This is a genomic window from Bradyrhizobium sp. SZCCHNS3002 (assembly GCF_032377435.1).
Lineage (GTDB): Bacteria > Pseudomonadota > Alphaproteobacteria > Rhizobiales > Xanthobacteraceae > Bradyrhizobium.
Genome location: NZ_JAUHHY010000014.1, coordinates 1 through 21,928 on the forward strand (window position 1 = coordinate 1; position 21,928 = coordinate 21,928).

24 protein-coding genes and 1 riboswitch are annotated in these 21,928 nt (G+C 65.3%); of the genes, 6 read left to right on the forward strand and 18 right to left on the reverse strand.

All coding sequences use genetic code 11. The features are described from left to right. From QW845_RS25930 to QW845_RS25945, 4 genes are all read right to left on the reverse strand, one after another. Positions 1 to 1,115, reverse strand: a 1,115-nt coding sequence (locus QW845_RS25930) for an efflux RND transporter permease subunit (RefSeq protein WP_315804356.1), incomplete at its 3' end; no start/stop codon positions are given. Further along, positions 1,116 to 2,237 (reverse strand): efflux RND transporter periplasmic adaptor subunit, encoded by a 1,122-nt coding sequence (locus QW845_RS25935; protein ID WP_315804357.1) that lies wholly within the window; start codon positions 2,235 to 2,237, stop codon positions 1,116 to 1,118. It abuts the gene before it with no gap. Between the two features lie 164 nt (positions 2,238 to 2,401). Beyond that, entirely contained in the window at positions 2,402 to 2,755 is a 354-nt protein-coding gene (locus QW845_RS25940) for a hypothetical protein (protein WP_315804358.1), read from the reverse strand. Between the two features lie 21 nt (positions 2,756 to 2,776). Further along, on the reverse strand, positions 2,777 to 3,838 hold the full coding sequence (locus QW845_RS25945) for an alpha/beta fold hydrolase (RefSeq protein ID WP_315804359.1): 1,062 nt from the start codon (positions 3,836 to 3,838) through the stop codon (positions 2,777 to 2,779). A 96-nt stretch (positions 3,839 to 3,934) separates the two neighbouring features. On the opposite strand from QW845_RS25945, the gene QW845_RS25950 reads away from it, so the two are divergent. Continuing rightward, positions 3,935 to 4,207, forward strand: coding sequence for a DUF2277 domain-containing protein (locus QW845_RS25950; protein WP_315804360.1), 273 nt, complete (start codon positions 3,935 to 3,937; stop codon positions 4,205 to 4,207). Between the two features lie 29 nt (positions 4,208 to 4,236). Here the strand turns inward: QW845_RS25950 and QW845_RS25955 are convergent, their stop codons facing one another. After that, positions 4,237 to 4,764, reverse strand: a complete 528-nt coding sequence (locus tag QW845_RS25955; RefSeq protein ID WP_315804361.1) for a collagen-like protein — start codon at positions 4,762 to 4,764, stop codon at positions 4,237 to 4,239. A 161-nt stretch (positions 4,765 to 4,925) separates the two neighbouring features. Continuing rightward, complete coding sequence (locus tag QW845_RS25960) at positions 4,926 to 5,195, reverse strand: helix-turn-helix domain-containing protein (protein ID WP_315755333.1); 270 nt, start codon at positions 5,193 to 5,195, stop codon at positions 4,926 to 4,928. A 444-nt stretch (positions 5,196 to 5,639) separates the two neighbouring features. On the opposite strand from QW845_RS25960, the gene QW845_RS25965 reads away from it, so the two are divergent. Then, positions 5,640 to 6,080 carry a hypothetical protein gene (locus QW845_RS25965; RefSeq protein WP_315804362.1) on the forward strand — a complete coding sequence of 147 codons (441 nt, stop codon included), beginning with the start codon at positions 5,640 to 5,642 and terminating at the stop codon, positions 6,078 to 6,080. 860 nt (positions 6,081 to 6,940) lie between these two features. On the opposite strand, the gene QW845_RS25970 is transcribed toward QW845_RS25965, so the two are convergent. After that, positions 6,941 to 7,483, reverse strand: coding sequence for a mismatch-specific DNA-glycosylase (locus QW845_RS25970; RefSeq protein ID WP_315804363.1), 543 nt, complete (start codon positions 7,481 to 7,483; stop codon positions 6,941 to 6,943). 108 nt (positions 7,484 to 7,591) lie between these two features. On the opposite strand from QW845_RS25970, the gene QW845_RS25975 reads away from it, so the two are divergent. Continuing rightward, the gene (locus tag QW845_RS25975) at positions 7,592 to 8,212 is read left to right on the forward strand and encodes a glutathione S-transferase (RefSeq protein ID WP_315804364.1); all 621 of its coding nucleotides are present in this window, start codon (positions 7,592 to 7,594) and stop codon (positions 8,210 to 8,212) included. 162 nt (positions 8,213 to 8,374) lie between these two features. Here the strand turns inward: QW845_RS25975 and QW845_RS25980 are convergent, their stop codons facing one another. From QW845_RS25980 to QW845_RS26030, 11 genes are all read right to left on the reverse strand, one after another. Then, the gene (locus tag QW845_RS25980) at positions 8,375 to 8,644 is read right to left on the reverse strand and encodes a hypothetical protein (RefSeq protein WP_315804365.1); all 270 of its coding nucleotides are present in this window, start codon (positions 8,642 to 8,644) and stop codon (positions 8,375 to 8,377) included. A gap of 193 nt (positions 8,645 to 8,837) precedes the next feature. After that, on the reverse strand, positions 8,838 to 9,095 hold the full coding sequence (locus QW845_RS25985; protein WP_315804366.1) for a hypothetical protein: 258 nt from the start codon (positions 9,093 to 9,095) through the stop codon (positions 8,838 to 8,840). A gap of 226 nt (positions 9,096 to 9,321) precedes the next feature. After that, the gene (locus QW845_RS25990; RefSeq protein WP_315804367.1) at positions 9,322 to 10,581 is read right to left on the reverse strand and encodes an acyltransferase; all 1,260 of its coding nucleotides are present in this window, start codon (positions 10,579 to 10,581) and stop codon (positions 9,322 to 9,324) included. A 561-nt stretch (positions 10,582 to 11,142) separates the two neighbouring features. Further along, positions 11,143 to 11,592, reverse strand: coding sequence for a hypothetical protein (locus QW845_RS25995; RefSeq protein ID WP_315804368.1), 450 nt, complete (start codon positions 11,590 to 11,592; stop codon positions 11,143 to 11,145). Beyond that, positions 11,589 to 12,440 (reverse strand): hypothetical protein, encoded by an 852-nt coding sequence (locus tag QW845_RS26000; protein ID WP_315804369.1) that lies wholly within the window; start codon positions 12,438 to 12,440, stop codon positions 11,589 to 11,591. The genes QW845_RS25995 and QW845_RS26000 overlap by 4 nt, the downstream gene beginning before the upstream one ends. A 134-nt stretch (positions 12,441 to 12,574) precedes the next feature. After that, positions 12,575 to 14,473, reverse strand: a complete 1,899-nt coding sequence (thiC, locus tag QW845_RS26005; RefSeq protein ID WP_315804370.1) for a phosphomethylpyrimidine synthase ThiC — start codon at positions 14,471 to 14,473, stop codon at positions 12,575 to 12,577. Between the two features lie 380 nt (positions 14,474 to 14,853). After that, positions 14,854 to 15,462: a thiamine phosphate synthase gene (locus QW845_RS26010; protein ID WP_315804371.1), complete on the reverse strand. Its 609-nt coding sequence runs from the start codon at positions 15,460 to 15,462 to the stop codon at positions 14,854 to 14,856. Next, positions 15,449 to 16,231 (reverse strand): thiazole synthase, encoded by a 783-nt coding sequence (locus tag QW845_RS26015; RefSeq protein ID WP_315804372.1) that lies wholly within the window; start codon positions 16,229 to 16,231, stop codon positions 15,449 to 15,451. The genes QW845_RS26010 and QW845_RS26015 overlap by 14 nt, the downstream gene beginning before the upstream one ends. A 128-nt stretch (positions 16,232 to 16,359) precedes the next feature. Further along, entirely contained in the window at positions 16,360 to 16,557 is a 198-nt protein-coding gene (gene thiS / locus QW845_RS26020; protein WP_315804373.1) for a sulfur carrier protein ThiS, read from the reverse strand. After that, positions 16,548 to 17,561 carry an FAD-dependent oxidoreductase gene (locus QW845_RS26025; protein WP_315804374.1) on the reverse strand — a complete coding sequence of 338 codons (1,014 nt, stop codon included), beginning with the start codon at positions 17,559 to 17,561 and terminating at the stop codon, positions 16,548 to 16,550. Before QW845_RS26025 ends, thiS begins: the two co-directional genes overlap by 10 nt. Further along, a riboswitch (TPP riboswitch) is annotated at positions 17,549 to 17,660 on the reverse strand. Its footprint overlaps the gene before it by 13 nt. Positions 17,661 to 17,738: 78 nt before the next feature. Next, complete coding sequence (locus QW845_RS26030; RefSeq protein ID WP_315804375.1) at positions 17,739 to 18,530, reverse strand: lytic transglycosylase domain-containing protein; 792 nt, start codon at positions 18,528 to 18,530, stop codon at positions 17,739 to 17,741. A gap of 215 nt (positions 18,531 to 18,745) precedes the next feature. Between QW845_RS26030 and QW845_RS26035 the strand changes: the two genes are divergently transcribed. The 3 genes from QW845_RS26035 (at position 18,746) to QW845_RS26045 (ending at position 21,886) form a co-directional block, all read left to right on the forward strand. Continuing rightward, positions 18,746 to 20,233 (forward strand): hypothetical protein, encoded by a 1,488-nt coding sequence (locus QW845_RS26035; protein WP_315804376.1) that lies wholly within the window; start codon positions 18,746 to 18,748, stop codon positions 20,231 to 20,233. 164 nt (positions 20,234 to 20,397) lie between these two features. After that, positions 20,398 to 20,664 (forward strand): hypothetical protein, encoded by a 267-nt coding sequence (locus QW845_RS26040; protein WP_315804377.1) that lies wholly within the window; start codon positions 20,398 to 20,400, stop codon positions 20,662 to 20,664. Positions 20,665 to 21,349: 685 nt separating this feature from the next. Next, entirely contained in the window at positions 21,350 to 21,886 is a 537-nt protein-coding gene (locus QW845_RS26045; protein ID WP_315804378.1) for a PRC-barrel domain-containing protein, read from the forward strand. Positions 21,887 to 21,928 lie beyond the last annotated feature (42 nt).

Consider the following 21,928-nt stretch of genomic DNA (forward strand, 5'->3'; position numbering starts at 1 on the left):
ACGATCGCGAGCGGCAGGCTGAGCGCAATCACCAGCGAGGCGCGCCAATTGCCGAGGAACAGCAGCAGCAGCACGACGACGAGCACCGTGGCTTCGCCCAGCGCCCGGACCACCGTGCCGACGGCGCGGTTGACCAGCCGGCTGCGGTCGTAGAACACGTTGATGGTGACGCTGCTCGGCAGCGACGGCTTCAGCTCATCCAGCCGGGCCCGAACGTCGCGCACCAATTGTCCGGCGTTGGCGCCGCGCAAGCCGAGCACGAGCCCCTCGACCGTCTCGCCCTTGCCGTCTTTCGTGACGGCGCCATAGCGGGTGAGGGCGCCGATCTTGACCCGCGCGACGTCGCTGACCCGGATCGGGATTCCGTCGCGGGTGTCGACGATGATCGCGCGGATGTCGTCGATGCCGCGGATGCTGCCCTCGATGCGGACCAGCGCGCTGTCCTCGCCCTGGTTGACCCGCCCGGCACCGTCGTTGCGGCTGTTGGCCTCGATGGCCTTGCGAAACAGCTCGGACGAGATGCCGCGCGCCGCCAGCGCATCGTTCCGCGGCACGATTTCGAAGGCGCGAACATAGCCGCCGAGCGCGTTGACGTCGGCAACCCCGGGCACCGTGCGCAGGGCCGGGCGGATGACCCAGTCGAGCAAGGTCCGGCGCTCGGCCAGCGACAGATCCGGACTGTCGATCGTGAACATGAACATCTCGCCCAGCGGACTGGTGATCGGCGCAAGGCCGCCGCTCACGCCCTCGGGGAAGTCGCGCGAAATGTTGGAGAGGCGCTCCGACACCTGATTGCGGGCCCAGTAGATGTCGGTGCCGTCCTCGAAGTCGACGGTGATGTCGGCCAGCGCATATTTGGTCGCCGACCGAAGGATCTTCTTGTTCGGCAATCCGAGCAGCTCCAGCTCGATCGGGACCGTGATGCGCTGCTCGACCTCTTCCGGCGTCAGGCCGGGGGCCTTCATGATGATCTTCACCTGGACCGGCGAGACGTCCGGAAAGGCATCGATCGGCAGGCTCGGCAGGACGACAGCGCCCGCGCCGATCACCAGCAGCGTGCTCAGGATGACGAAGAGCCGCTGCGACAGCGCGAATGCGACCAGCCGCTGCAGCATCTACTGCCCCAGTCGCGAGAGGATGCCGCGCAGCGCCGAGATGCCGCCGATGGCGATCTCGTCCTTGTCCGTGAGGGGGCCGGCGATGACGACGTGATCCTGATCCTCCGCGAGCAGCGTCACGGGGACGAGCCGGAAACCGCCTTCCGTGGCGACGAACACCGAGGTCTGCTCGCCGCGACGGACGAGGCCGCTATAGGGAATCTCCCATGCGCTTTCGCCTGCCGAGATGAAGCCGATGCGAGCGGCCGCCATCTGTCCGGAATGCAGCTCGCCATTGTTGGGAATCTCGGCGCGGACGAGAATGGTCTGCGTGGCGGCATCCGTGGTCTCGGACACCAGGATGACCTGGCCCGGTGTCGCATAGCCTTCGATGTCGACCTTGGCGCCCGTCTTGATCGCGCCGATGTTGGTCGCGGGAATCGCGATCTCGGCCCAGAGCGGCGACAGCCGCGCGAGCTTCACCAGGGACGCGGCCTGCTCCAGGCGCTGGCCCGGCGATACCGCGATCTCGACCACTGACGCAGCACGCGGCGCGGTGACGGTAAGCGTGGCGCTGATCGCCGCATCGCTGCTAAGCCGGGAGATCGCCTCGTCGGACAGACCGCTGATGTGCAGCATCTGCCGGCGTTCGGCGACGACGATGCTGGCCTGGCGCGCTTCCGCCTGGCTCGACTCCAGCACGCGTTGCGGGATGGCTTTGCCTTCGAACAGGTCGGCGTTGCGCTTCAGCTGCTGAGCCGCGAGGCCCTCCTGGGCCAGCGCATGCAGGTAGTCGCGCTGCAGTGAGACGAAGCTCGGACTTTCCAACGTAAGCAGCGGCTGTCCGACGGCCACGCGATCGCCGCGGGCGACGGCGAGGTTGGTGATCATCCCCGCGACCGGCGCGCTGACGACCCACAGCTGAGGCGTGGGAATGACGATCTGCGCGGGATAAGGCAGCGTCCTGTCCATCCGGCTGGAGATCGGATGCGTCACGCGCACGCCGAGGTTCTGCGCCTGGCTCGGCGTGAGCTTCAGCTCATCATCGCCTGACGCGGCGCAAGGCCCGACGACGAGAGCCAGCGCGAGAGCTGCGCGGCACAGACGGGCCGCAGACCGGTGGAGGAATCGCTTGGGCATCTCGACTAGGAATCTTCAGGTGCATGCATGACACATTCTGTACACTATTTCGGCCGATTTCCGCGACTGTTGACTTGGGTCAATCGGAGCTGGTCACGAACCCGGGAGGTTACTTCTCGTACCGCCAACGAGTCGCATTGGTGGCAGTCGCACGCGCCAGCGTCTCACACGGCATCGGCGGGAACGAAACAGCTGATGATGATGTCGCCGCGGTGATGGACGTACCACACCACGGCTTCGCCGATCGGGTTGCCGCGGTCGCGGATGATGGCGCGCTCCGGTACCGCCATCCATCGGCCCTCGATCGGTACCCAATAGGTGCCGTCGCGCACGTCATAGGTCGTGCGGTGGCCGTCGGAGATGTCGCAGCATGGCACGCCGTTGGGCGCGATCACGCTCTTGAACCACGCGCGAATGTCGGGCGGGACATTGTCGAACTGCCCGTTGTCGAAAGCGGCCGCCACGGTCGCGCAGGCGAGCGAGCCGATCGTGAGAGCAGCCACCACCATCCTGCGCATGCGCTGCTCCCTTTCGTCGATCTACATGCCGCGCTGCGGCGCCGTCGCCAGCAAGTCGCGCAGCGGCTCGGCGTAGAACTTCGCATTCCCGGTGGTCAGGTGGCCGCGCGTCGCGGCCGAGGTCGGGATGAGGAAGAGCTTGCCGTTGGCGACGCGCTTCATCGCGTCCACGGTCACGCCGGTCTCCGGCGGGTTGCGCTCGTCGTCGGCCGAATTGATCAGCATCACGGTCGCCTTGATCTTGTCGAGATCGGCGGACGGATTGTAGTCGTGCGAGGAATCCCACTGATAGATGAAGTCGTTGGCGTCGGCGGAGATCGGCGTGGCGAGCCGCTCCTCGACCAGCTTGTCGGCCTTGGCGGCGGTCGGCGCCGCGAGCTGATAGGCGACGGTGCCGCCGGCCGAGGCGGTGGCGTAGGCCGTGACGGCGTATTTCATCATGCGCGGCTGTGCGGTGTAGTTGCCGCCGTTGTAGTCGGGATCGTTGCGGATCGTCTCCAGCATCAGCCGGCGCAGCATCCAGTTGCGGGCCGCCATTTCGGTCGGCTGCGAGGCCATCGGCACCGCCACGTCCATGAACTCCGGATAGCGCGTGGCCCACACCCAGCTATGCATGCCGCCCATCGAATTGCCGATCACGAGCCGCAGGTGCTTGATGCCGAGCCCCTCGGTCAGCAGGCGGTGCTGTGCATCGACCATGTCGGCATAGTCATAGGCGGGAAATTTCGTCTTCAGCCCGTCGGAGGGCTTTGACGATTTGCCGTGGCCGATGCTGTCGGGGATGATGATGTAGTACTTGCTCGCGTCGAGCGGCTGGTCCTTGCCGAACAATTCGCCGGCGAAGGTCGGCACCAGCATGCTTGCGCCGGAGCCGCCGGTGCCATGCAGCACCAGCACCGGCTGTCCGCTCGGCTCGCCGACCGTCGTATAGTGCAGCCTCAGCTCCGGCAGCGTTTCGCCGGTGTGAAACTTGAAATCCTTGACGACGAAGTCGCCCTGCTTCGGGGCGGGATAGTCGGCGGCGCGGGCCGGCGCGCAAAAAACGATGACGGCGGCAAAAACGGCGGCAAGCGGTCGAAACATGGACTCCCCCTGATCGAGCGCAGCTCTTCCGGCTGCGTCGGGGGCATGATAGCACGGTCCGCGACCTGGTTCAGTACCGGATTGATGGGACCCATCATGTGCCGCAACATCAAGACGCTGTTCAATTTCGAGCCGCCGGCGACCGAGGCTGAAATCCAGGCCTCGGCCCTGCAGTTCGTGCGCAAGCTGTCCGGCTTCAATGCGCCGTCGCAGGCTAACGAGGCCGCCTTCACCCGGGCGGTCGAGGAGGTGGCCGACGCCGCGCGGCGGCTCCTGACCTCGCTGCACACCCAGGCGCCGCCGCGCGACCGCGAGATCGAGGCGGCCAAGGCGCGGGAGCGCTCGGCGGCCAGGTTCGGCCAGCGCTGAGGCCCGCCGCACCCGGACGCAGCCGAAGCTCAGAAGCCCTCGTCGTCGTGGTCGTCGCGGCTCTCGGCGTGCTTCTCGTGCTTCTTCTTTTTCTTGCCCTTCTTCTTTTTCTTCTTCTTCGGGAGGTCGATCTCGTGCGGATCGTCGTCCTCGAAGGCCTCGTCCAGCGCATCGTCATGCGTGGTGGCGGCGAAGATGTCGCGCACCGCGACCAGCTCGGCCTCGCGCTCATGCGCCTCGCGATCCCGCGCGCGTTTGTAGTCGTCATAGGCGGCGAAGATCTGCTCCAGCCAGGGCATCAGCTGATCGATCGTCGGCAAGGTGCCCGGCGGCCCCGGCTCGCCCTGCGGACCTTGCGGTCCGGCAGGTCCCGGCTTGCCGGGCGGACCGGCCTCGCCGCGCGGCCCCTGCGGGCCGGGCCTGCCTTGCGGACCCGCCTTGCCGTCGGGACCCGGCTTGCCGCGCTGACCATCCGGTCCGCGCCGCCCGGGCTGCCCTTGCGGGCCACGTGGACCCACCGGGCCCTGCAGGCCGCGTCCGGCCGGATTCTTTGCCACTACCGCAACTCCGCTACACGTCTTTGATTCGCAGCGAAGCCTAACAGAGCGGCGACGACGGCAGCAATTGCAGCAGGGCTGCGAGGCCGATTGATCAACATCAATCGGCGCCGCATCCTGATGAGTTCCACGCGATGGGATATCGCGTGGCCGCCGTCGGATCAGGCCGAGTAGGCCGGCACCGCGATGCCGTCGGCCGTGTAGCTGCGGATCTTGTTGCGCAAGGTGCGCACGGGCATGCCGAGCAGCCTTGCGGCGTGGGTACGGTTGCCGTTGCAGCGCGCCAGGGTCTGCACGATCAGCTCGCGCTCGATCTCTGACAGGGGCGTGCCGATCAACAGCGGCAGGACTTCCGCCGCGGAGCGCGACGGTGGCATGGCAAGCGGCACGAGTGACGGACTTGCGGCTTCGGATGACAACTCTTGCGACATAACACCTCCCGATCAACGCCCGCGCCGACAGAAACGACGCGCAAACATCGAGACCAACTAAACATCCAGCCCGTAAATCACCGTGGTCGGACAAGGTTAATGGGGCCTTAACGCCGGCGCCCGGCGGCCTTGCACGCGCCAAATACCCCGAAATCGCCTTGGTTCTGCGCGGGTCTCGACCCATTTGACCGGCGTCGGCGGTCCATCGCGGCTCGGCGGGTCCGCGTCCCATCCATGCCGGCGGCTGACGTCTTGCACCGCCAAGTTCCTGCGCTGCTTTCTGCACTGCGAGCGCGTCATTTCGAACACACCGGCGGCGGCGCATGCACGGTGCCGCGCAAAGGGCTAAATTCGGCCCGATCGATTCGCTTGGTGGGGCACGATCGTCACACACGGCCATCGAATTACCTCAAGCCCCAATTCCCTTCGCTGGAGACTTCATCCATGAGAATTGCATCCTTCGTCCGTGGTCTGCTGGTGGCGCTGACGGCCGCAGCCTTCGCCGTCCTGCCGGCCACCGCGCGCGCGGACGGCGGCTTCATCACGCTGACCATCTACAAGGCGGGATGGATCATCGGCGGCTCCGGCGGCAGCGGCGTGTTGCATTTCCATGGCCGCGCCTATCCGCTGTCGACCGGCGGTCTCGACTGGGGCCTGGTGTTCGGCGGCTCGCGCACGGTGCTGCGCGGCCGCGTCAGCAACATCTGGCGTCCGTCCGACGTCGAGGGCGTCTACGGCGCCGCGGGTGCGGGCCTTGCCGTCGGCCGCGGCGTGCGCGGCATCGTTCTGACCAACCAGAAGGGCGCGGTGCTGGAGCTGTCGGGCGAGCAGATCGGGCTGCTGGCGAACGTCGATCTGTCGGGTCTGGCGATCACGATCAGGTAGTTGCGGTGGTGTTCGGTCAGTGCCGCGCGATGAGTTGCCATCGTTCGCCTGCACGGGCGATGACAGTTTTTCCTGAGGTGAGCGACTGCCAACATCGTCCATCTGCAGCGCGTGATTCCACGTTCTCGCCGCACCGCGTGCGCGAGGGATGCATCGTGAGAGCCCCGGTCGAAAATCGAGAGGGGCAGGGAAGGCCGGGAGCTCGCCGCTCCCATGGTCCGCGTGCAACAAAAAGCACGCGGCAGAACCACAGGTTCGGCGGAGACATCCCGGCCTTCCCTGCGCGCATGGTTTGACGGCTTATACGTGGTCTCCCTGGCGCGCCGGCTTGTTGGCCGCCATTGCACGCGTCACGCTTCCGCATGAGCACGCACGTGATACCAGCGTCGGGGTATCAGGACATCACGACTTCGCCGTACGTGACCACTCGCGCTCGTCCGGCGCAGCGATCACGTCCACCGCGGCCCACCTCCACGTATCGTGACGACGCGTACGTCCCTCTGCATGAGGCGGGTTGAGCGAAAACATCGTCCTGATTTGCCCGACATGACAAGCGCTAATGCCTGCGGCAAACTAACACGACGGGCAGTTGGTGCATGGGGCGCATGCGCGGATTGCCCGTCGGGCGAACGATGCTTGTTTGGCCCTTGGTCATGCCTGAACCGCACCGTCGCTGGCGCAGGGATGAGTTACAAGCTGCTCGTCATGCACCGCGCAGAGGTGTGTCGGGTGGGCAAAGGCGCGCCACGTCGCTGGTGGAGTGACGGGCTCTATCACGCGCTGTGCCCACCATCCTGCTGTCGCGTGTGCTGATCGACGGTGGGCACGCGACCGCCCTGCGGGCGGCTGCTTTGCCCACCCTACCGATTCTCATCGACTGCGGTGACAGGCGCTGCGTTAGACGCGATCCCGGTGACATGCGCCGCGAGCTCGCGCCACGGCTGCAACGTCCACGCACCCGAGGCCGCGCCGGAGGGCGAGGCGAGCACGAACACGACCGGGAAATCATCCTGCTCCGGCTGCCGCCCGAGCGCGATCGCACTGGTCGGCCGGGCGTAGAACAGGCTTGCGGCCTTCTTGCTGGTGAAGGCAACCGTCGCCGGTCGATAGTGCCGGATCTTATCGGCGAAACCGGCGAGGTCGACGCCGGCCTTCAGCGCGACGTGGTCCATGCCTGCGCCCAGCTTGCACAGATCGGTGAAGCCGATGCCGAGCGACAGCAGCGCCGGAAACTCCTGCGGTTGGTACAGCCGCGGCGTCAGGCCGATTGCCTGCAGCGTGCGCCAGAAGCGGTTGCCGGGATGAGCGTAGTAGTGTCCGGTCGCGGCTGACCGTTCGCTCGCGGCGGTGCCGACGAAGACGAGGCGCAGGCCGGGCTGGAGCTGATCGGGCAGGCGGTCCATGGCGTCGTTGTCGCATTGTTGCGGTCGCCGCAACAGCCTGTTGCCGGCGGGCTGCATTGTTGCCGCGATGCCCCTGGTCTATGTGACGGGAAGCCACGGGAGCACCTGATGTCACAACGTCGTCTGTATTATTTCGCCCTCTCCGGCCACGCGCATCGCGCGCGGCTGATGCTGAGCTTGCTCGGCCTGCCTTGCGAGATCGTCGAGGTCGACCTCAAGGGCGGCGCGCACAAGCGGCCGGACTTTCTCGCGCTCAATCCGTTCGGCCAGGTGCCGGTGCTGGTCGACGGCGATGCCGTGATCCCCGATTCCAATGCGATCCTGGTCTATCTCGCCGGCCGCTATGACGGCGCGGCGACGTGGCTGCCCCGCGATCCGCTCGGCCAGGCCCAGGTGCAGCGCTGGCTGTCGGCGGCGGCCGGCCCGCTGGCGTTCGGCCCGGCGGCGGCGCGGGTTGCGACCCTGTTCGGCGCGCCGCTGGACATGGTGAGGGCGCACCAGCTCGCCCACGGCCTGTTCACGGTGATGGAAGGCGAGCTCTCTGCGCGGCCATATCTCGCCGGCGCGGCACCGACCATCGCCGACGTCGCGCTGTTCAGCTACACCGCGCACGCGCCGGAAGGCGGCGTGTCGCTGACGCCGTTCCCGAACGTGCAGGCGTGGCTGGCGCGGATCAGGGATCTGCCAGGCTTCGTGCCGATGCCGGCGAGCGCGGTCAGCGCAGCCTGACCGGCGCTAGATCATGATGCGATTCCACGGAATCGCATCATGATCTCATCTCCTTGTTTGAGCATGATCTCCGCGCAAACGCCTTCGGCGTTTGTCGCGAGGGAAAACCGGCTTCTACTTTTCCGGATCATGCTCTCATGCACGACGGTGTGCGAACGCCGCTTACAGGAAGCAGCGGCGCTCGTCGCGCAGCTTGAGCTGGATGTTGGTCGCCTCGACGAAGGTCGGCACCAGCTTGGACACGATCTTGTAGGTCGACGGCCACTCCACCGGCTTGGACTGCAGCTCGGTGTTCCAGATCTGGCAGATGCCGGTGTTGTCCCAGCGGATCACGTAGTAGCCGGACTTGGGCGCAGGCGCGGCGAAGGCGGTGGGCACGATCGAGGCGGCAGCAATGGCCGCGGCGGCGGCGAGCGTGGTCAGGCGACGCATCATCAATCTCCTCAAACGAACAGCGACAATCGCCCGCCCGCGCGGGCCACCGGCCATGCGGCCGGACCAAGGCGAAAGTGGTGCGACAAAAGCGTGCGCAACGCAAGCTTGCGCGTGCCGTCATTCACAGCGATGTCCGGGATGTGAACGACGACATGCCGCCGTCACATGATGCCATCAGGCGGGCGCGGGCTCAGAGCGTGCAGCGGCCCTGCTGACGCAGCCTGATCTGCCGGGTCACGGCGTCGTTGAACGTCGGCACCGGCCGGCTGATGACCTGATAGCTCGACGGCCATGCGACCGGCTTGAATGCGAAGGCCTCGCTCCAGACCTGGCAGATGCCGGTATTGTCCCAGCGGATGATGTAGTAGCCGGCCTGCGCCGGCGCGGCGGCCAGCAGGGTGGCCGCGGCGAGGCCTGCGGCCAAACAGACTGTGGTGAAACGAGGCATCGTGAAAACTCCGGCAACAAACTGGCCCCAGCCCGCGGCCGGCCCTATGTCGGAGCGGTCTCGTTCATTTTGAAGGCAGCCGCGCAGGAATCATGCGGCAAAAGCGCGCGATCACGGCTGACGAGGCGGATGGCAGCGAACGGAGCCTCACCGGATGCGCGGCGCGCCGCATGGATTGCGGCCGCCGCCATCCGACGCCGTCACGTCGGCGACGTCGGCGCGAGCGTCAGGGGCGGACGGTCTCGGTGCCTTGGCGGGAGGAGAACCTGAGGTCCGCCGCGAAGCCCGCTGTCGGGACGAAAGCCGGGACCACGCCGATGGGGGGCGGCTGCGGGGCCACCGGCCGCGCGCGCCGGCGCAGGAAGTGGCGCTCGAGATAGGCGTAGGACAGCGTGGCCGCCAGGACCGACAGCGGCAGCCCGATCGCGAGCCGCAGCGGCCACCACACGCCGTAGCTGTCGAGGAAATTCAGGATCGGCAGGTGCCAGAGATAGATGCCGTAGAAGATCCGGCCGAGGAAGAGCGCGACCGGCCATTCGAAGATGCGGTGGAGAATCGTGCCGTGGCTGCGCGCCAGCATGGTCAGCGCGAGGATGCCGGGAAGCACGCCGCACACCATGCTGCCGAACAGATAGTAGTTCATGCTCGGTCCGTCCGCCGGCCAGAACAGGAAGGTGACCGTGCCCCAATAGATCAGCAGCGGCCACGCCAGCTTCGGCCAGAGCCGGTCGAGCGCGGGTGAGGCGCCGTGCGGCACCAGCCTGAGCACGACGGCCATCGCGCATCCCGCCATCAGGGCGTCGGCGCGGGTGTCGAACGCGGTGTAGAGCCGCCGCCATTCGGCGCCATCGAGCACCAGCGCCACGCGCCAGGCCCAGATCGCGGCCGCAATGGCACAGATGGCGCCGACCAGCCGCCAGGTGACGCCGAAGCGCTTCACCAGGAACACGAAGGTCAGCGGCCACAGCAGATAGAACTGCTCCTCGGTCGACAAGGTCCAGGTGTGGCCGATGTCCTCGATCGTCTTCGGATCGAACACGTACCAGTAGTTGGAAATGTAGGAGAGCGCGATCGCGGCGCGCTCCACCGCCGGCAGGAATGGCGGCCGCAGCAGCCAGGTGAACAGCAGGTAGGCGGCGAGCATCAGCAGCAGCGGCGGCACGATCCGGGCGAAGCGCCGCGCATAGAACTGCCGGAACCTGATGTGACCGTGCTTGTCGATGTCCCGCAGCAGCAGGCCGGTGATGTAATAGGCGCTGGCGACGAAGAACAGGTCGATATAGAGCACCGCGCCCGGCACGAGCGTGTGCGAGACATGCGCCGTGACGACGCCCAGGGTCATCAGCCCGCGCATGCCGTCATGCGAGGGAACGTAGCCGAGCGGATAGACCTGGGCCTGGAAGGCCTCCCGGATCGCCTCCCGCAACGGCGCCGTGGCGGCGGCCGCGAGGCGGAACAGGGCATGAAAGGGCCATGGATAAAACATTTATCGTGAGATTTTCGGAGATAATGTTTCGGACTATTAAATCCTATTTAAAAATTAAATAATCCGCAAGCAGCGAAATAGCAGGGCGGGTGTCATGACGACGCAGGGTTGCGATGAAATGAGGCAGGTCGCCTCCGGTGGCGGCAGGGGGAGGCAGTGCAGGCGACGCAAGAGGTCGAGTTGGGGCGCCAAAAACAATGGCTACCCAGAAACAATGGCGACGACGTCCCGTTGGCTGAATAATCAACGACGATCATCGAAAGCGCTGGATCTACACGCGCGCTGAAGCGTGCCGCCCTGCCAACCGCGGCGAGAACGCATGCGCCGAGGTCTGGCGGGGGCGACGAGCGCTTGGCCGATCCTACGATTTCACGATCGAAAGAAACCCGCGGTCTCAATAAACGTCTTCGGACAACACATGGCGCCACTAAGCCGCTGGTTTCGCTGCCGGGCCAAGGCCATTGCGAATCTAAATCGAGATACTGAAAATTGGGAAAGAGCCTAAAAGGCAGATAGTTGAGACGATGATCGTCGACTCGATAAGACGTTGAACCCCATCGCCTACGAGTGGCCTTCGCCGGGCGTAAAGTCATTTTTGACTTCGTCAAAAATCCTTCCCAAATCCGGCTTTCCCCACAGATCAGGGCGTAGCGCCGTTAGATATTTGTCTACTATCGACCTCCAGATCATTACGCGTTGGCTCGAATTGAAGCCGCCCTCGGATATCAGGGCTTTGATCGTGTTGATCTGCTGGATTGCCCCTTCAGGCGCGCCTTGCTTTCCGAAGACTATGGAAACGAACAAAAGGGGGGCGATAATCAATATGTACCAAGTAGTCCCAAATTCATTAAGGGCTTGCCAGATATTGCTTTCTGGCAATGCCTTGGCAAAAACTCGAACCACTGTGTGTACTAAACATGCTAAGGAAATCCCGATGGCCAGTCGCATCGGATAGTTTGTTCCAAATGCGCGAGTTATGAGCCTCCAGGTCGCGGATGCATCAAAATTCATGTCTTGACGCCTATCGCTTCAGACTCGGGTGATGTTTCCGTGACTCGGTGTCTAAGTGGATTGGAGACTTTTGAGCCGGGTGGTACGCCGTCTCGCTTCGTTTTCTCAATGATATACTCGATCAGTTCCAGAGCTTCTTGATCATTCGAGCCAAATACTCCTCGGCTAACTCGATACTTGGTCAGCGCTATGTGGAAGCAAAGTGTTGCTATCACTGTTCCAATAACGGCGGCCTCTGTATTGCTATTATTCGCAATAGCCCGAAAAAAAAGAAGAAATAATCCAAATGTGCCAAGCGCCAGGGGGCGGCTTAGATCCTTTAGGTAGTTCTCGGCTACGATGTGTGACTGTTTATTGTCGATCCGTTTCTTTTTAGCATGGCTTGGATATAGGCTATTTAGCCAAGCGCGTAGCGATGAAAGGGACAAGAAAAGAGGTCTTAAAAGGAGGCTTGAGGCCTTCTGGAAGTAACTCTCAAGTTCTTCTAAGATTCTGCGAAAGGCTCTAAAAGCAAACGTCTGCTCCCGCATGTCTTTCCTGTCTAACCTATAAAGGCGATCGGAGGGCGAGCGTTTCCTGCGAAGCAAGTTCAGGCGTTCAGCTAACTTCTCCAATAAATTGAATAAGCGATCTCTCATCACGAAAATTAAAAAGTATGGCATCATAAATAGGATAAAAGGTCCGCCTTTGCTAATAACGGACGTTGCCCGTTCGGTCATTATTTCAGGTTGAGTATTGTTGGCCCAGTAGTCACATAGAAATGTAAGCAGAATGATCCCGATAAGCAGTAAAGCTTGCGGTGCCAGTAAGGTTGATCGAAAAAATTTGTCGTTCTCAGAACCTGGCATTAGATATGATCCAGCTAGATTGCTCCTTATAGTTGCATGGCGATAGGCGCCGGGCAAGGAAAAAGAAAAACTGACAACTACGCTCCAGAGATCTTGCTGGGACGTGGTGCGTAGTCGTCAGTCTACAGCAACGCTCACAACGCCTTGTTGCTCTCCTTCACCTTCTCCGCGTCCAGATATACGCTGCCGCCCATTTCCTTGAACTTGGCGCTCATCTGGGCCATGCCGTCGGCGATGGTGCCGCTGATGGTCATGCCGACCGTGGCCGGATCGTTCAGCGTTGCGGCGTAGTCGCGGACGTCCTGGGTGATCTTCATCGAACAGAACTTCGGGCCGCACATCGAGCAGAAATGCGCGACCTTGTGGGCTTCCTTCGGCAGGGTCTCGTCGTGGAAGCTCTTTGCGGTGTCCGGGTCGAGGCCGAGGTTGAACTGGTCGGTCCAGCGGAACTCGAAGCGGGCGCGCGACAGCGCGTCGTCGCGGAGTTGGGCGGCGGGGTGGCCCTTGGCGAGATCGGCGGCGTGGGCGGCGATCTTGTAGGTGATGACGCCGGTCTTGACGTCGTTGCGATCGGGCAGGCCGAGATGCTCCTTCGGCGTCACGTAGCACAGCATGGCGCAGCCGAACCAGCCGATCATGGCGGCGCCAATCCCTGAGGTGATGTGGTCGTAGCCCGGCGCGATGTCGGTGGTCAGCGGCCCCAACGTGTAGAACGGCGCCTCGCCGCATTCCTTGAGCTGCTTGTCCATGTTGATCTTGATCTTGTGCATCGGCACGTGGCCGGGGCCCTCGATCATGACCTGGCAGCCCTTGTCCCAGGCGATCTTGGTGAGCTCGCCCAAGGTCTCCAGCTCGGCGAACTGCGCGCGGTCGTTGGCGTCCGCGATCGAGCCGGGGCGCAGGCCGTCGCCCAGCGAGAACGAGACGTCATACTTGCGCATGATGTCGCAGATCTCCTCGAAATGCGTATAGAGGAAGCTCTCCTTGTGATGCGCGAGGCACCACTTGGCCATGATCGAGCCGCCGCGCGAGACGATGCCGGTGACGCGCGACGCGGTGAGGTGGATGTAGGCGAGGCGCACGCCGGCATGGATGGTGAAGTAGTCGACGCCCTGCTCGCACTGCTCGATCAGGGTGTCCTTGTAGAGCTCCCAGGTCAGCGCCACCGGATCGCCGTTGCACTTCTCCAGCGCCTGGTAGATCGGCACGGTGCCGATCGGCACCGGCGAGTTGCGCAGGATCCATTCCCGCGTGGTGTGGATGTTGCGGCCCGTCGAGAGGTCCATCACGGTGTCCGCCCCCCAGCGGATCGCCCACACCATCTTGTCCACCTCCTCCTCGACCGAGGAGGTCACCGCCGAGTTGCCGATATTGGCGTTGATCTTGGTGAGGAAGTTGCGGCCGATGATCATCGGCTCGAGCTCGGCGTGGTTGATGTTGCAGGGGATGATGGCGCGGCCGCGCGCGATCTCGTCGCGGACGAATTCCGGGGTGATGAAGGCGGGGACGGCGGCGCCAAAGCTCTCGCCGTCGGCGAGCGCGGCCTCGGCGCGCGCGAGCTGGGTCTTGCGGCCGAGATTCTCGCGCTCGGCGACGTAGATCATCTCCTTGGTGACGATGCCGGCGCGGGCGAATTCGAGCTGGGTGATCTTGTGGCCGTCGAGCCCGCGCAGCGGCTTGTGATGCGCGGTGAACGCCTTCGCCGCCTTGTCGGCGCCGACATTGCCATTGTCCTCGGGCTTGATGTCGCGGCCGACATATTCCTCGACGCCGCCGCGCTCGCGCACCCAGGCGGAGCGGGCGCGCGCCAGGCCGGCATTGACGTCGATGGTGACGGAGGGGTCGGTGTAGGGACCGGAGGTGTCGTAGACCGGCAGGTTGGGCTCGGAGGCGGCTTCGGAGAGAATGATCTCGCGCAGCGGCACGCGCAAATCGGGCGCGGAGTCGGGCACGGCGTAGATCTTGCGCGAGGACGGCAGCGGGCCGGTGGTGACGGCGGGCAGGGTGGTGTCGGGATTGGAGCGGATGTTCATGGGGTCCTCCTTCTCAATTGTTGTTGTCGGAGTGAATGGGGGCCGTCATTGCGAGGAGCGGGAGCGACGAAGCAATCCAGGGCGGCACGCGCGGCCCTGGATTGCTTCGCTCCGCTCGCAATGACGGTGGAGAGAGTTGCGGTTCACATTGGCTCGCCGCTTATGCCGAGCGGAGATGATTTGGCGCTGTGAGGGGGGCACGCTGCTCAGGCTCCCTCCCCCCTTGTGGGGGAGGGTTGGGGAGGGGGGTAAGCCGCACCCACCGCCCCCGGGGCTACCCCCCTCCCTAGCCCTCCCCCACAAGGGGGGAGGGAACGACGGAGAGCGGGGCGACGTCAGGGCCCAATCACTGTCAGAGGCATTCGCAAATCCTGCGCGCATCAGGCCGGCTCCCTGGTCGCATCGAGCCAGGCGCGGACGCGGGCGTCGGGGTCGGGGTTCTGGGTGACGTCGCTGACGACGGCGATGGAGTCTGCGCCCGCCGCGAAGATCTCCGCGGCCTGCTCCAGCTTGATGCCGCCGATCGCGACCAGCGGGATGGTGCCGACGCGCTTCTTCCATTCGCCGATCTTCGCGACGCCCTGCGGCGCGAAGCGCATCGCCTTCAGCGTCGTCGGGAAGATCGGGCCCAGCGCGACATAGTCGGGCTCGGCGGCGAGCGCGGTCTCCAGCTCGGCATCGTCATGCGTGGAGAGGCCGAGCGTCAGGCCGGCCTGCTTGATGGCGACGACGTCGGCCTCCGCCAGATCCTCCTGGCCGAGATGGACGTGCTGCGCACCGGCGACAACGGCGGCGCGCCAGTAGTCGTTGACGATCAGCTTCGTCGCGGTGCCCCTGGTGATCACCAGCGCATCGGTGACGATCTGCAGCGCCTCGCCGTCGTTCAGGTCTTTCGCGCGCAACTGCACGGTGCCGACGCCGAGCTTGGTCAGGCGCTCGACCCAGGCGAGGCTGTCGACGACGGGATAGAAGCGATCAGGATACGGCATGCCAGAACGGGGTCCCAACGACAGGAGTGGAGGGCGAGGCGAAATCGCGGGCGTCCATCAGCCCGGCCTCGTAGGCGGTGCGGCCGGCCTCGACCCCGAGCCGGAAGGCGCGGGCCATCGCGACCGGGTCGGCGGCTTTTGCCACCGCGGTGTTGAGCAGCACGGCGTCGTAGCCGAGCTCGAGCGCCTCTGCCGCGTGGCTCGGCGCGCCCAGGCCGGCGTCGACGACCAGGGTGACGTCGGGCAGGCGGTCGCGCAGCAGCTTCAGCGCATCGCGATTGGTGATGCCCTTGGCCGAGCCGATCGGCGCCGCCCAGGGCATCACGACCTTGCAGCCGGCATCGACCAGCCGCATCGCGACCGTGAGATCCTCGGTGCAGTAGGGGAAGACCTCGAAACCGTCCTTGATCAGGATATCAGCGGCTTCGACGAGACCGACCACGTCGGGCTGCAGGGTGTCGTTGTCGCCGATGACTTCGAGCTTGATCCAGCTCGTGCCGAACAATTCGCGCGCGAGCTTCGCCGTCGTCACCGCCTCGCGCACGCTGCGGCAGCCGGCGGTGTTCGGCAGCACGGTGACGTCGAGCGCGTTGATCAGCTTCCAGAACGCGTCGCCGGTCTTGCCGCCCGCGGCCTCGCGCCGCAGCGACACGGTGACGATCTGGGCGCCCGAGGCGCGGATCGCATCCTGCATGATGGCAGGCGAGGGATAGAGCGCGGTGCCGATGAGGAGGCGGGAGGCGAAGGTCTTGTCGTAGAAGGTGGGCATTAGTTGTCTCCGTCGTTGCGGACGGTGGTTGCCGCGGCGCTATCACCGCGGCCGGGGGCTATGGGTCGCTGCTTTCGCAGGGACGACAGCTGCAAGTGGCGGGCGAGCGCGGGTCTCACGGCCATCGCTCACCCTCCCTGCCGGGGGGTGATGATCTCGATCTCGTCGCCGGCCTTGAGCGCGGTCTCCGCCCAGCGGCTCTTCGGCACGACGTCGTAGTTCAGCGCGATGGCGAAATGGGTGCCCTCGTAGTCCAGCTCGGACAACAGCGCAGTCACGCTGGTCGCGTTGATGTCGCGGGCCTCGCCATTGACGGTCACGCGCATCGCATCACCTCGTTGTCGATCTGGCCGTGCGCGAGGTAGTTCAAGGTCGCCTGAGCCAAGGCGGGCGCGATCAGGAAGCCGTGGCGATAGAGGCCGTTGACGCGGATCTCGCGCTCGCCCTTGATGGTGATGCGCGGCAGATTGTCGGGATAGGCCGGCCGCAGCCCCGAGCCGAATTCGAGGATGCGCGCCTCGCCGAACGCCGGATGCACCGAGTAGGCGGCGCCGAGCAATTCCAGCGCCGAGCGCAGGCTGACGCCGGTGTCCTCGGCCTCGAGCGAGGTCGCCCCCAGCATGAACAGGTTGTCCTCGCGCGGGATCAGATAGAGCGGGAAGCGCGGATGCATCAGCCGCACCGGCCGCGCGAGCTGCACCTCGGCGGTCTCGATCAGGATCATCTCGCCCTTGACGCCGCGCAGCTCGGGCTCGGCGTCGCGCGCCTCCAGCCCGCGGCAGTCGATCACGAGGCCGTCGAGATCATCGGCCGTGACGTCGCTGTTGAACAGCACCCGGCCGCCGGCCTCGACGATGCGCTGATGCAGCTTCGGCAGCACGCGGCGCGGCTCGACATGGCCCTCGGTCGGATAGAACAGGCCCTCGCGGAAGCGCCCCTCCAGCGACGGCTCCAGCGCGGCAAGCTGCTGCGCGTCGAGCCGCTGATAGCCGGAGGTGCGGCGGGCGAAGCGGTCGTAATCGGCGCGGTCGCGGGCATGCGCGATCACCAGCGAGCCGTTGAACGGCGTATCCGGCAGCTCGCGCCGCCAGATGTCGAGCGAGGCGAGCCCGAGCCGGCTGATGATGGGCTCGGCGACCTCGCTCTCGCAATAGGGCGCCAGCATGCCGCCGGCCCAATGGCTGGTGGAGAGCATCAGGTCGGAATCGCTGCGCTCGTGCAGGGTGACCTCGCGGCCCGCGCGCGCGAGCAGAAGCGCCTGCCAGGCACCTGCGATGCCTGCACCGATGATGGATACGGGAACATCCCCGCGCGTGGTTGTCTGCTGCATCCCTGTCCCTTCGCCGGCATGACCCGGATCAGGTTCAAAGGGTCACCGCATCACGCTGCGGTATCTCAGCTCCCCCTCGGAGCTCCCCTCGGAACGCGCTTAAAATAGACCGATACGGCCCCGTGTCAACGGAGTGTCACGGAAAGACAGTTTGGGGCGGTAAGGAACCAAGCGCCGTCAGTGCGCCCGCGCGTGGCGGCCGGTCGCGATTTTCGGGGTGATGTCGAGCGGGCCGCTCATCCGCTCGGAGCGGCCGGCGGGCCGCGCGTCGGCGAGGCGCTGCCGCTTGGCCTCCTCGTAGTAGCCCCTGGCGAAGTAGAGCACGGCGCGGTCGTGGTCGCCGTGGGCGGCACGGTAGGCGCCGGCGAGATAGCGCACGCCATAGGTGAGATTGGTGTTCGGATCGTGCAGGCCCTGCGCGTCGCCGGTGTAGCCGAGGCCGCGCGCGGTGCCGAGCTTGATCTGCATCAGGCCGATGCAGCCGCAGCGGCCGACCAGGTCCTTCTGGTATTTGCTCTCGCGCACGATGACGCGGTGGATCAGCGATTCCGGAATGTTGTTGGCGGCGGCGTGCACCGCCACCAGCGCGTCGATGTGCGGATGGCCGGTGTCGATGTGGCGCGGCTTGGTCTCGGCCGCCCTGCGCTCGGCGTCGCGGGGCTCGGCCGCAGCGGCCGGGATGGCGTCGGTGTCGGCGGGCGCTGAGGCATTGGCGTCCATCGGCGGCGAGGTGTCGGCGCTGCTGACGGCCTCGATCGCCTCGACCTCGCGCGCGGCCTTGGTCACCGCGCTGCGTGCGGCCAGCTCCCTGGTGCCGTCGGAGCGGACATGGGCGAGCTTGACCTTGCCGGCCTTCGGCTTGGCTGCACTGTCCGATGCGGTGCTCGCATCGTCGGCAGCCATTGCGAACGGCACGGGACCAGCCATCGCGAAGCCTGCAATGCAGGCCGTCAGCACAAGACGTCTCATGTGTCAGGATCCCCCGGGAACCACACGCATGCCGAGCAGCCCCCCAGCACGCGCTTAACACTTTGCACACCGTAATTGGTGCAAACGCCGGGCGATAATGTGGCAAGAATGAGGCGAAGACGCCGGGCAAGTGCGGATGCTCCGGCGGGTTTACCGCGAATTAGACCGTGCATGCTTGGCTGGCGGAGCAATTCCGCCAACGGGGCCCTGCCGCGATGACGCTGTCCGTCACCCATTCCGAAGCGACCGCCGGGCGCGCGCCGGCGCTGCTGCCACTATGGGTCGGCGCCGGCGTCTATGCGCTGCTGTTGATCGCCGGCAACCGGCTGCTCAACGATCCCGACACGCTGTGGCAGATCACGGTGGGGCAGTGGATCATCGACCACCGCGCGGTGCCCGAGGTCGACGTCTATTCCTTCACCATGCGCGGCGCGCCCTGGATCTCCACGCAGTGGCTGGCGCAGGTCGCCTATGCCGCCGCTTACAGGTTCGCCGGCTGGACCGGGCCGGTGGTGCTGGCGGCCTCGGCGACCGCGCTGTCCTTCGCGCTGTTGGCGCGCGCTCTCGGCCGGCATCTGCGCGATGCCACGACATTGGTGTTCGTGGTCGCGGCGTTCCTGCTCTGCCTGCCGCATCTGCTGGCGCGGCCGCATGTGCTGGCGTTTCCGATCCTGGTGGCCTGGATCGCCGGACTTGTCGATGCCGCCGATCGCAAGGCCGCGCCGCCATGGCTGCTGGTGCTGCTGATTGCGCTGTGGGCCAATCTGCATGGCGGATTCGTGTTCGGCCTGTTTTTCATCGCGCCCGCCGCGCTCGACGCGCTGGTCAATGCCGATGCCTCGGCCCGCCGTAGCCTCGCGCTGCGCTGGGCCGGGTTTGCAGCGCTCGCGCTGGCGGCGAGCTGCTGCACGCCCTATGGCTGGAATGCGCTGCTGGCGTCGCAGAAGATCCTCTCGCTGGGTCAGGCGCTGCCGCTGATCGTGGAATGGAAGGCGACCGATTTCCAGGGGCTAGGTCCGTTCGAGATCTGCCTGCTGATCGCCATCGGGTTCGCGCTGTTCCATGGCCTCAGGCTGCCGACGGTGCGCATCCTCATGCTGCTCGGCCTGCTGCACATGGCGCTGGCGCAGGCGCGCGCGGCGGAGATCCTGGCGCTGGTGGGCCCGCTGGTGCTCGCCGCGCCTCTGGCGCGGCAGGCGGGCGCGTCGCCCGTGCTGCCGCAGGCGCGCGTGCCGGGCGCGGCGCTGACGGCGGCAGTGATGCTCGCGCTCGGCGCCGGCACCATCGCGTCGGCCGCGATCCTGAACTACGCGCCGAACATGCGCGGCACCCCCGTCGCGGCCGTGACCGAGCTGAAGAAGCTCAACCTCACGCGGGTGCTCAACGACTATGATTTCGGCGGCTACCTGATCTCAGCCGGTGTCGCACCGTTCATCGACGGCCGCACCGAGCTCTATGGCGAGAAGTTCTTCGTCGACCACAATGCCGCCTCCGGCCTGATGGAGCCGGACAATCTGTTCCGCCTGCTCAAGGACTACGACATCGAGGCGACCCTGCTGCGCACGCAAAGTGCTGCGACCAAGCTGCTCGATCACGTCGACGGCTGGCAGAAGGTCTATGCCGACGACATCGCCACCATCCATCTGCGCAAGGCGGGCGCCCGCCATGTCGCGGAACCGGCGGTCACCTCCGGCGGCAATTGAATCAAAGACGTCGATCCCATCCGCGTGAGGTCGGATGTCGCGCGGCATCCCGGCGCGTGCAAATCCGCCGCCGCGTGGGTAAGATCGCGGCCGTCAGTTCGACAGCATGCCTGACTCATTCAACCTGACTCATTCAAGAAGACTGAACAGAGAGGGAGCGCGTCATGGCCGTGAAGGCAGCCGACGATCATTCACCCAGCATTGACCGTTCATTCGACATCGACGCGACGCCATCCACGGTTCGCGTCGTGGATCTGCCGCGAAACAGTCCCTGCGCCCAATGTGGCGAGGCGATCGCATTGCCGTCCTGGGTCGAAAAGGACGGCCGCCGCACCGCCTATCTCTGGTACTGCCGCCTCTGCGACTATCGGTACGAAACCATCGCCTTCTATGCCGAGTCCGTCGATCAGGACGGCGCGATGGCGGCGTAGGGGTAGGCGTCCCGCAGCCGAGCAATTCAATTGGCTTGGACGGAATGCTGAACAGATGGTCTATCGGTTGATGCCGATGTGAGTACGGCGATTGCGGCTTGCTCCGCTCGACCTCTCCCCGCTTGCGGCTGGGCGATCGCATATGGTTTTCCTGGGCGGAACCTTCATGGCCTCATGGTTCGAGACGCGTCGCAAGAGCGCCGCTCCTCACCATGAGGTTCAACAGCTTTGCGGCGGAGAAAGGCCCTCATCCTGAGGAGCCCGCCGAAGGCGGGCGTCTCGAAGGATGGTCGCGAAAAGACGGCGCGCCCAGCCTCTTTCACCATATGCGATCGCCCTGCCGCAAGCGGGGAGAGGTCGGATTGCATCGAAGATGCAATCCGGGTGAGGGGGGTACAGGTCTCACCATGCCCACCACCCGCGGCTGCCCCTCACCCCAACCCTCTCCCCGTAAGAACAGGGAGAGGGAGCCGACCGTCACCGCGGTCAGCAGCTAACAAGCTCCACGCACCTGCGTCATACCGTACTGACGACGTCAGCCATGTCCACCCGAACCGTCACAAACTAACACTTCCGCGTCGCAGTGAGACCGCTTGTCGCGCAGCGTGACGAAATCGTGGTTCCCTGGGAACGCCGACTGTCCATTGCCGTTCTCTCGTCACCATTCACTGAGAGGAGACACCACATGGTGATGAAGACTGTTGCGGCCGGCCTCGCCGGTTCCCTGCTGCTCGCGACCGCCGCCTTCGCTGCGGAGAGCACCACCACCACGACCAGCACCACGATCAAGAGCAACACCACCGCTGCGTCCTATCAGGGCGACTGGCGCAGCTCGAAGCTCGTCGGCGTCAAGGTCTACAACAACAACAACGAGAACGTCGGCTCGATCGACGACCTGCTGGTCGACAAGAGCGGCGCGGTCAAGGGCGTCGTGATCGGCGTCGGCGGCTTCCTCGGCATGGGCGAGCACCTCGTCGCGGTCTCTTTCGACCAGGTGAAGTTCTCGGATCAGCCGGTGCAGGCGACCACGGCTTCCAACGCTCCGGCTTCTGGCACGACCTCGTCGACCAACCCGCCGGCTTCGACCACGACGACCGGTGCCGCCACCGGCACGTCGTCCTCGTCGATGAGCTCGAAGAACCGCTGGTATCCCGACCATGCGATGATCAACGCGACCAAGGACCAGCTCAAGGCGATGCCCGAGTTCAAGTACTCGGAGTAACGGCGTCACAGACGATTAGTCGATCGTCTCGATCGCGGCGCG

What these genes read in the sequence shown, in the direction of transcription:
- QW845_RS25935 (WP_315804357.1), bottom strand. Translation starts at nt 2,237, where the DNA reads ATGCCCAAGCGATTCCTCCACCGGTCTGCGGCCCGTCTGTGCCGCGCA.
- QW845_RS25940 (WP_315804358.1), bottom strand. Translation starts at nt 2,755, where the DNA reads ATGCGCAGGATGGTGGTGGCTGCTCTCACGATCGGCTCGCTCGCCTGC.
- QW845_RS25945 (WP_315804359.1), bottom strand. Translation starts at nt 3,838, where the DNA reads ATGTTTCGACCGCTTGCCGCCGTTTTTGCCGCCGTCATCGTTTTTTGC.
- QW845_RS25950 (WP_315804360.1), top strand. Translation starts at nt 3,935, where the DNA reads ATGTGCCGCAACATCAAGACGCTGTTCAATTTCGAGCCGCCGGCGACC.
- QW845_RS25960 (WP_315755333.1), bottom strand. Translation starts at nt 5,195, where the DNA reads ATGTCGCAAGAGTTGTCATCCGAAGCCGCAAGTCCGTCACTCGTGCCG.
- QW845_RS25965 (WP_315804362.1), top strand. Translation starts at nt 5,640, where the DNA reads ATGAGAATTGCATCCTTCGTCCGTGGTCTGCTGGTGGCGCTGACGGCC.
- QW845_RS25970 (WP_315804363.1), bottom strand. Translation starts at nt 7,483, where the DNA reads ATGGACCGCCTGCCCGATCAGCTCCAGCCCGGCCTGCGCCTCGTCTTC.
- QW845_RS25975 (WP_315804364.1), top strand. Translation starts at nt 7,592, where the DNA reads ATGTCACAACGTCGTCTGTATTATTTCGCCCTCTCCGGCCACGCGCAT.
- QW845_RS25980 (WP_315804365.1), bottom strand. Translation starts at nt 8,644, where the DNA reads ATGCGTCGCCTGACCACGCTCGCCGCCGCCGCGGCCATTGCTGCCGCC.
- QW845_RS25985 (WP_315804366.1), bottom strand. Translation starts at nt 9,095, where the DNA reads ATGCCTCGTTTCACCACAGTCTGTTTGGCCGCAGGCCTCGCCGCGGCC.
- QW845_RS25990 (WP_315804367.1), bottom strand. Translation starts at nt 10,581, where the DNA reads ATGTTTTATCCATGGCCCTTTCATGCCCTGTTCCGCCTCGCGGCCGCC.
- QW845_RS25995 (WP_315804368.1), bottom strand. Translation starts at nt 11,592, where the DNA reads ATGAATTTTGATGCATCCGCGACCTGGAGGCTCATAACTCGCGCATTT.
- QW845_RS26000 (WP_315804369.1), bottom strand. Translation starts at nt 12,440, where the DNA reads ATGCCAGGTTCTGAGAACGACAAATTTTTTCGATCAACCTTACTGGCA.
- thiC (WP_315804370.1), bottom strand. Translation starts at nt 14,473, where the DNA reads ATGAACATCCGCTCCAATCCCGACACCACCCTGCCCGCCGTCACCACC.
- QW845_RS26010 (WP_315804371.1), bottom strand. Translation starts at nt 15,462, where the DNA reads ATGCCGTATCCTGATCGCTTCTATCCCGTCGTCGACAGCCTCGCCTGG.
- QW845_RS26015 (WP_315804372.1), bottom strand. Translation starts at nt 16,231, where the DNA reads ATGCCCACCTTCTACGACAAGACCTTCGCCTCCCGCCTCCTCATCGGC.
- thiS (WP_315804373.1), bottom strand. Translation starts at nt 16,557, where the DNA reads ATGCGCGTGACCGTCAATGGCGAGGCCCGCGACATCAACGCGACCAGC.
- QW845_RS26025 (WP_315804374.1), bottom strand. Translation starts at nt 17,561, where the DNA reads ATGCAGCAGACAACCACGCGCGGGGATGTTCCCGTATCCATCATCGGT.
- QW845_RS26030 (WP_315804375.1), bottom strand. Translation starts at nt 18,530, where the DNA reads ATGAGACGTCTTGTGCTGACGGCCTGCATTGCAGGCTTCGCGATGGCT.
- QW845_RS26035 (WP_315804376.1), top strand. Translation starts at nt 18,746, where the DNA reads ATGACGCTGTCCGTCACCCATTCCGAAGCGACCGCCGGGCGCGCGCCG.
- QW845_RS26040 (WP_315804377.1), top strand. Translation starts at nt 20,398, where the DNA reads ATGGCCGTGAAGGCAGCCGACGATCATTCACCCAGCATTGACCGTTCA.
- QW845_RS26045 (WP_315804378.1), top strand. Translation starts at nt 21,350, where the DNA reads ATGGTGATGAAGACTGTTGCGGCCGGCCTCGCCGGTTCCCTGCTGCTC.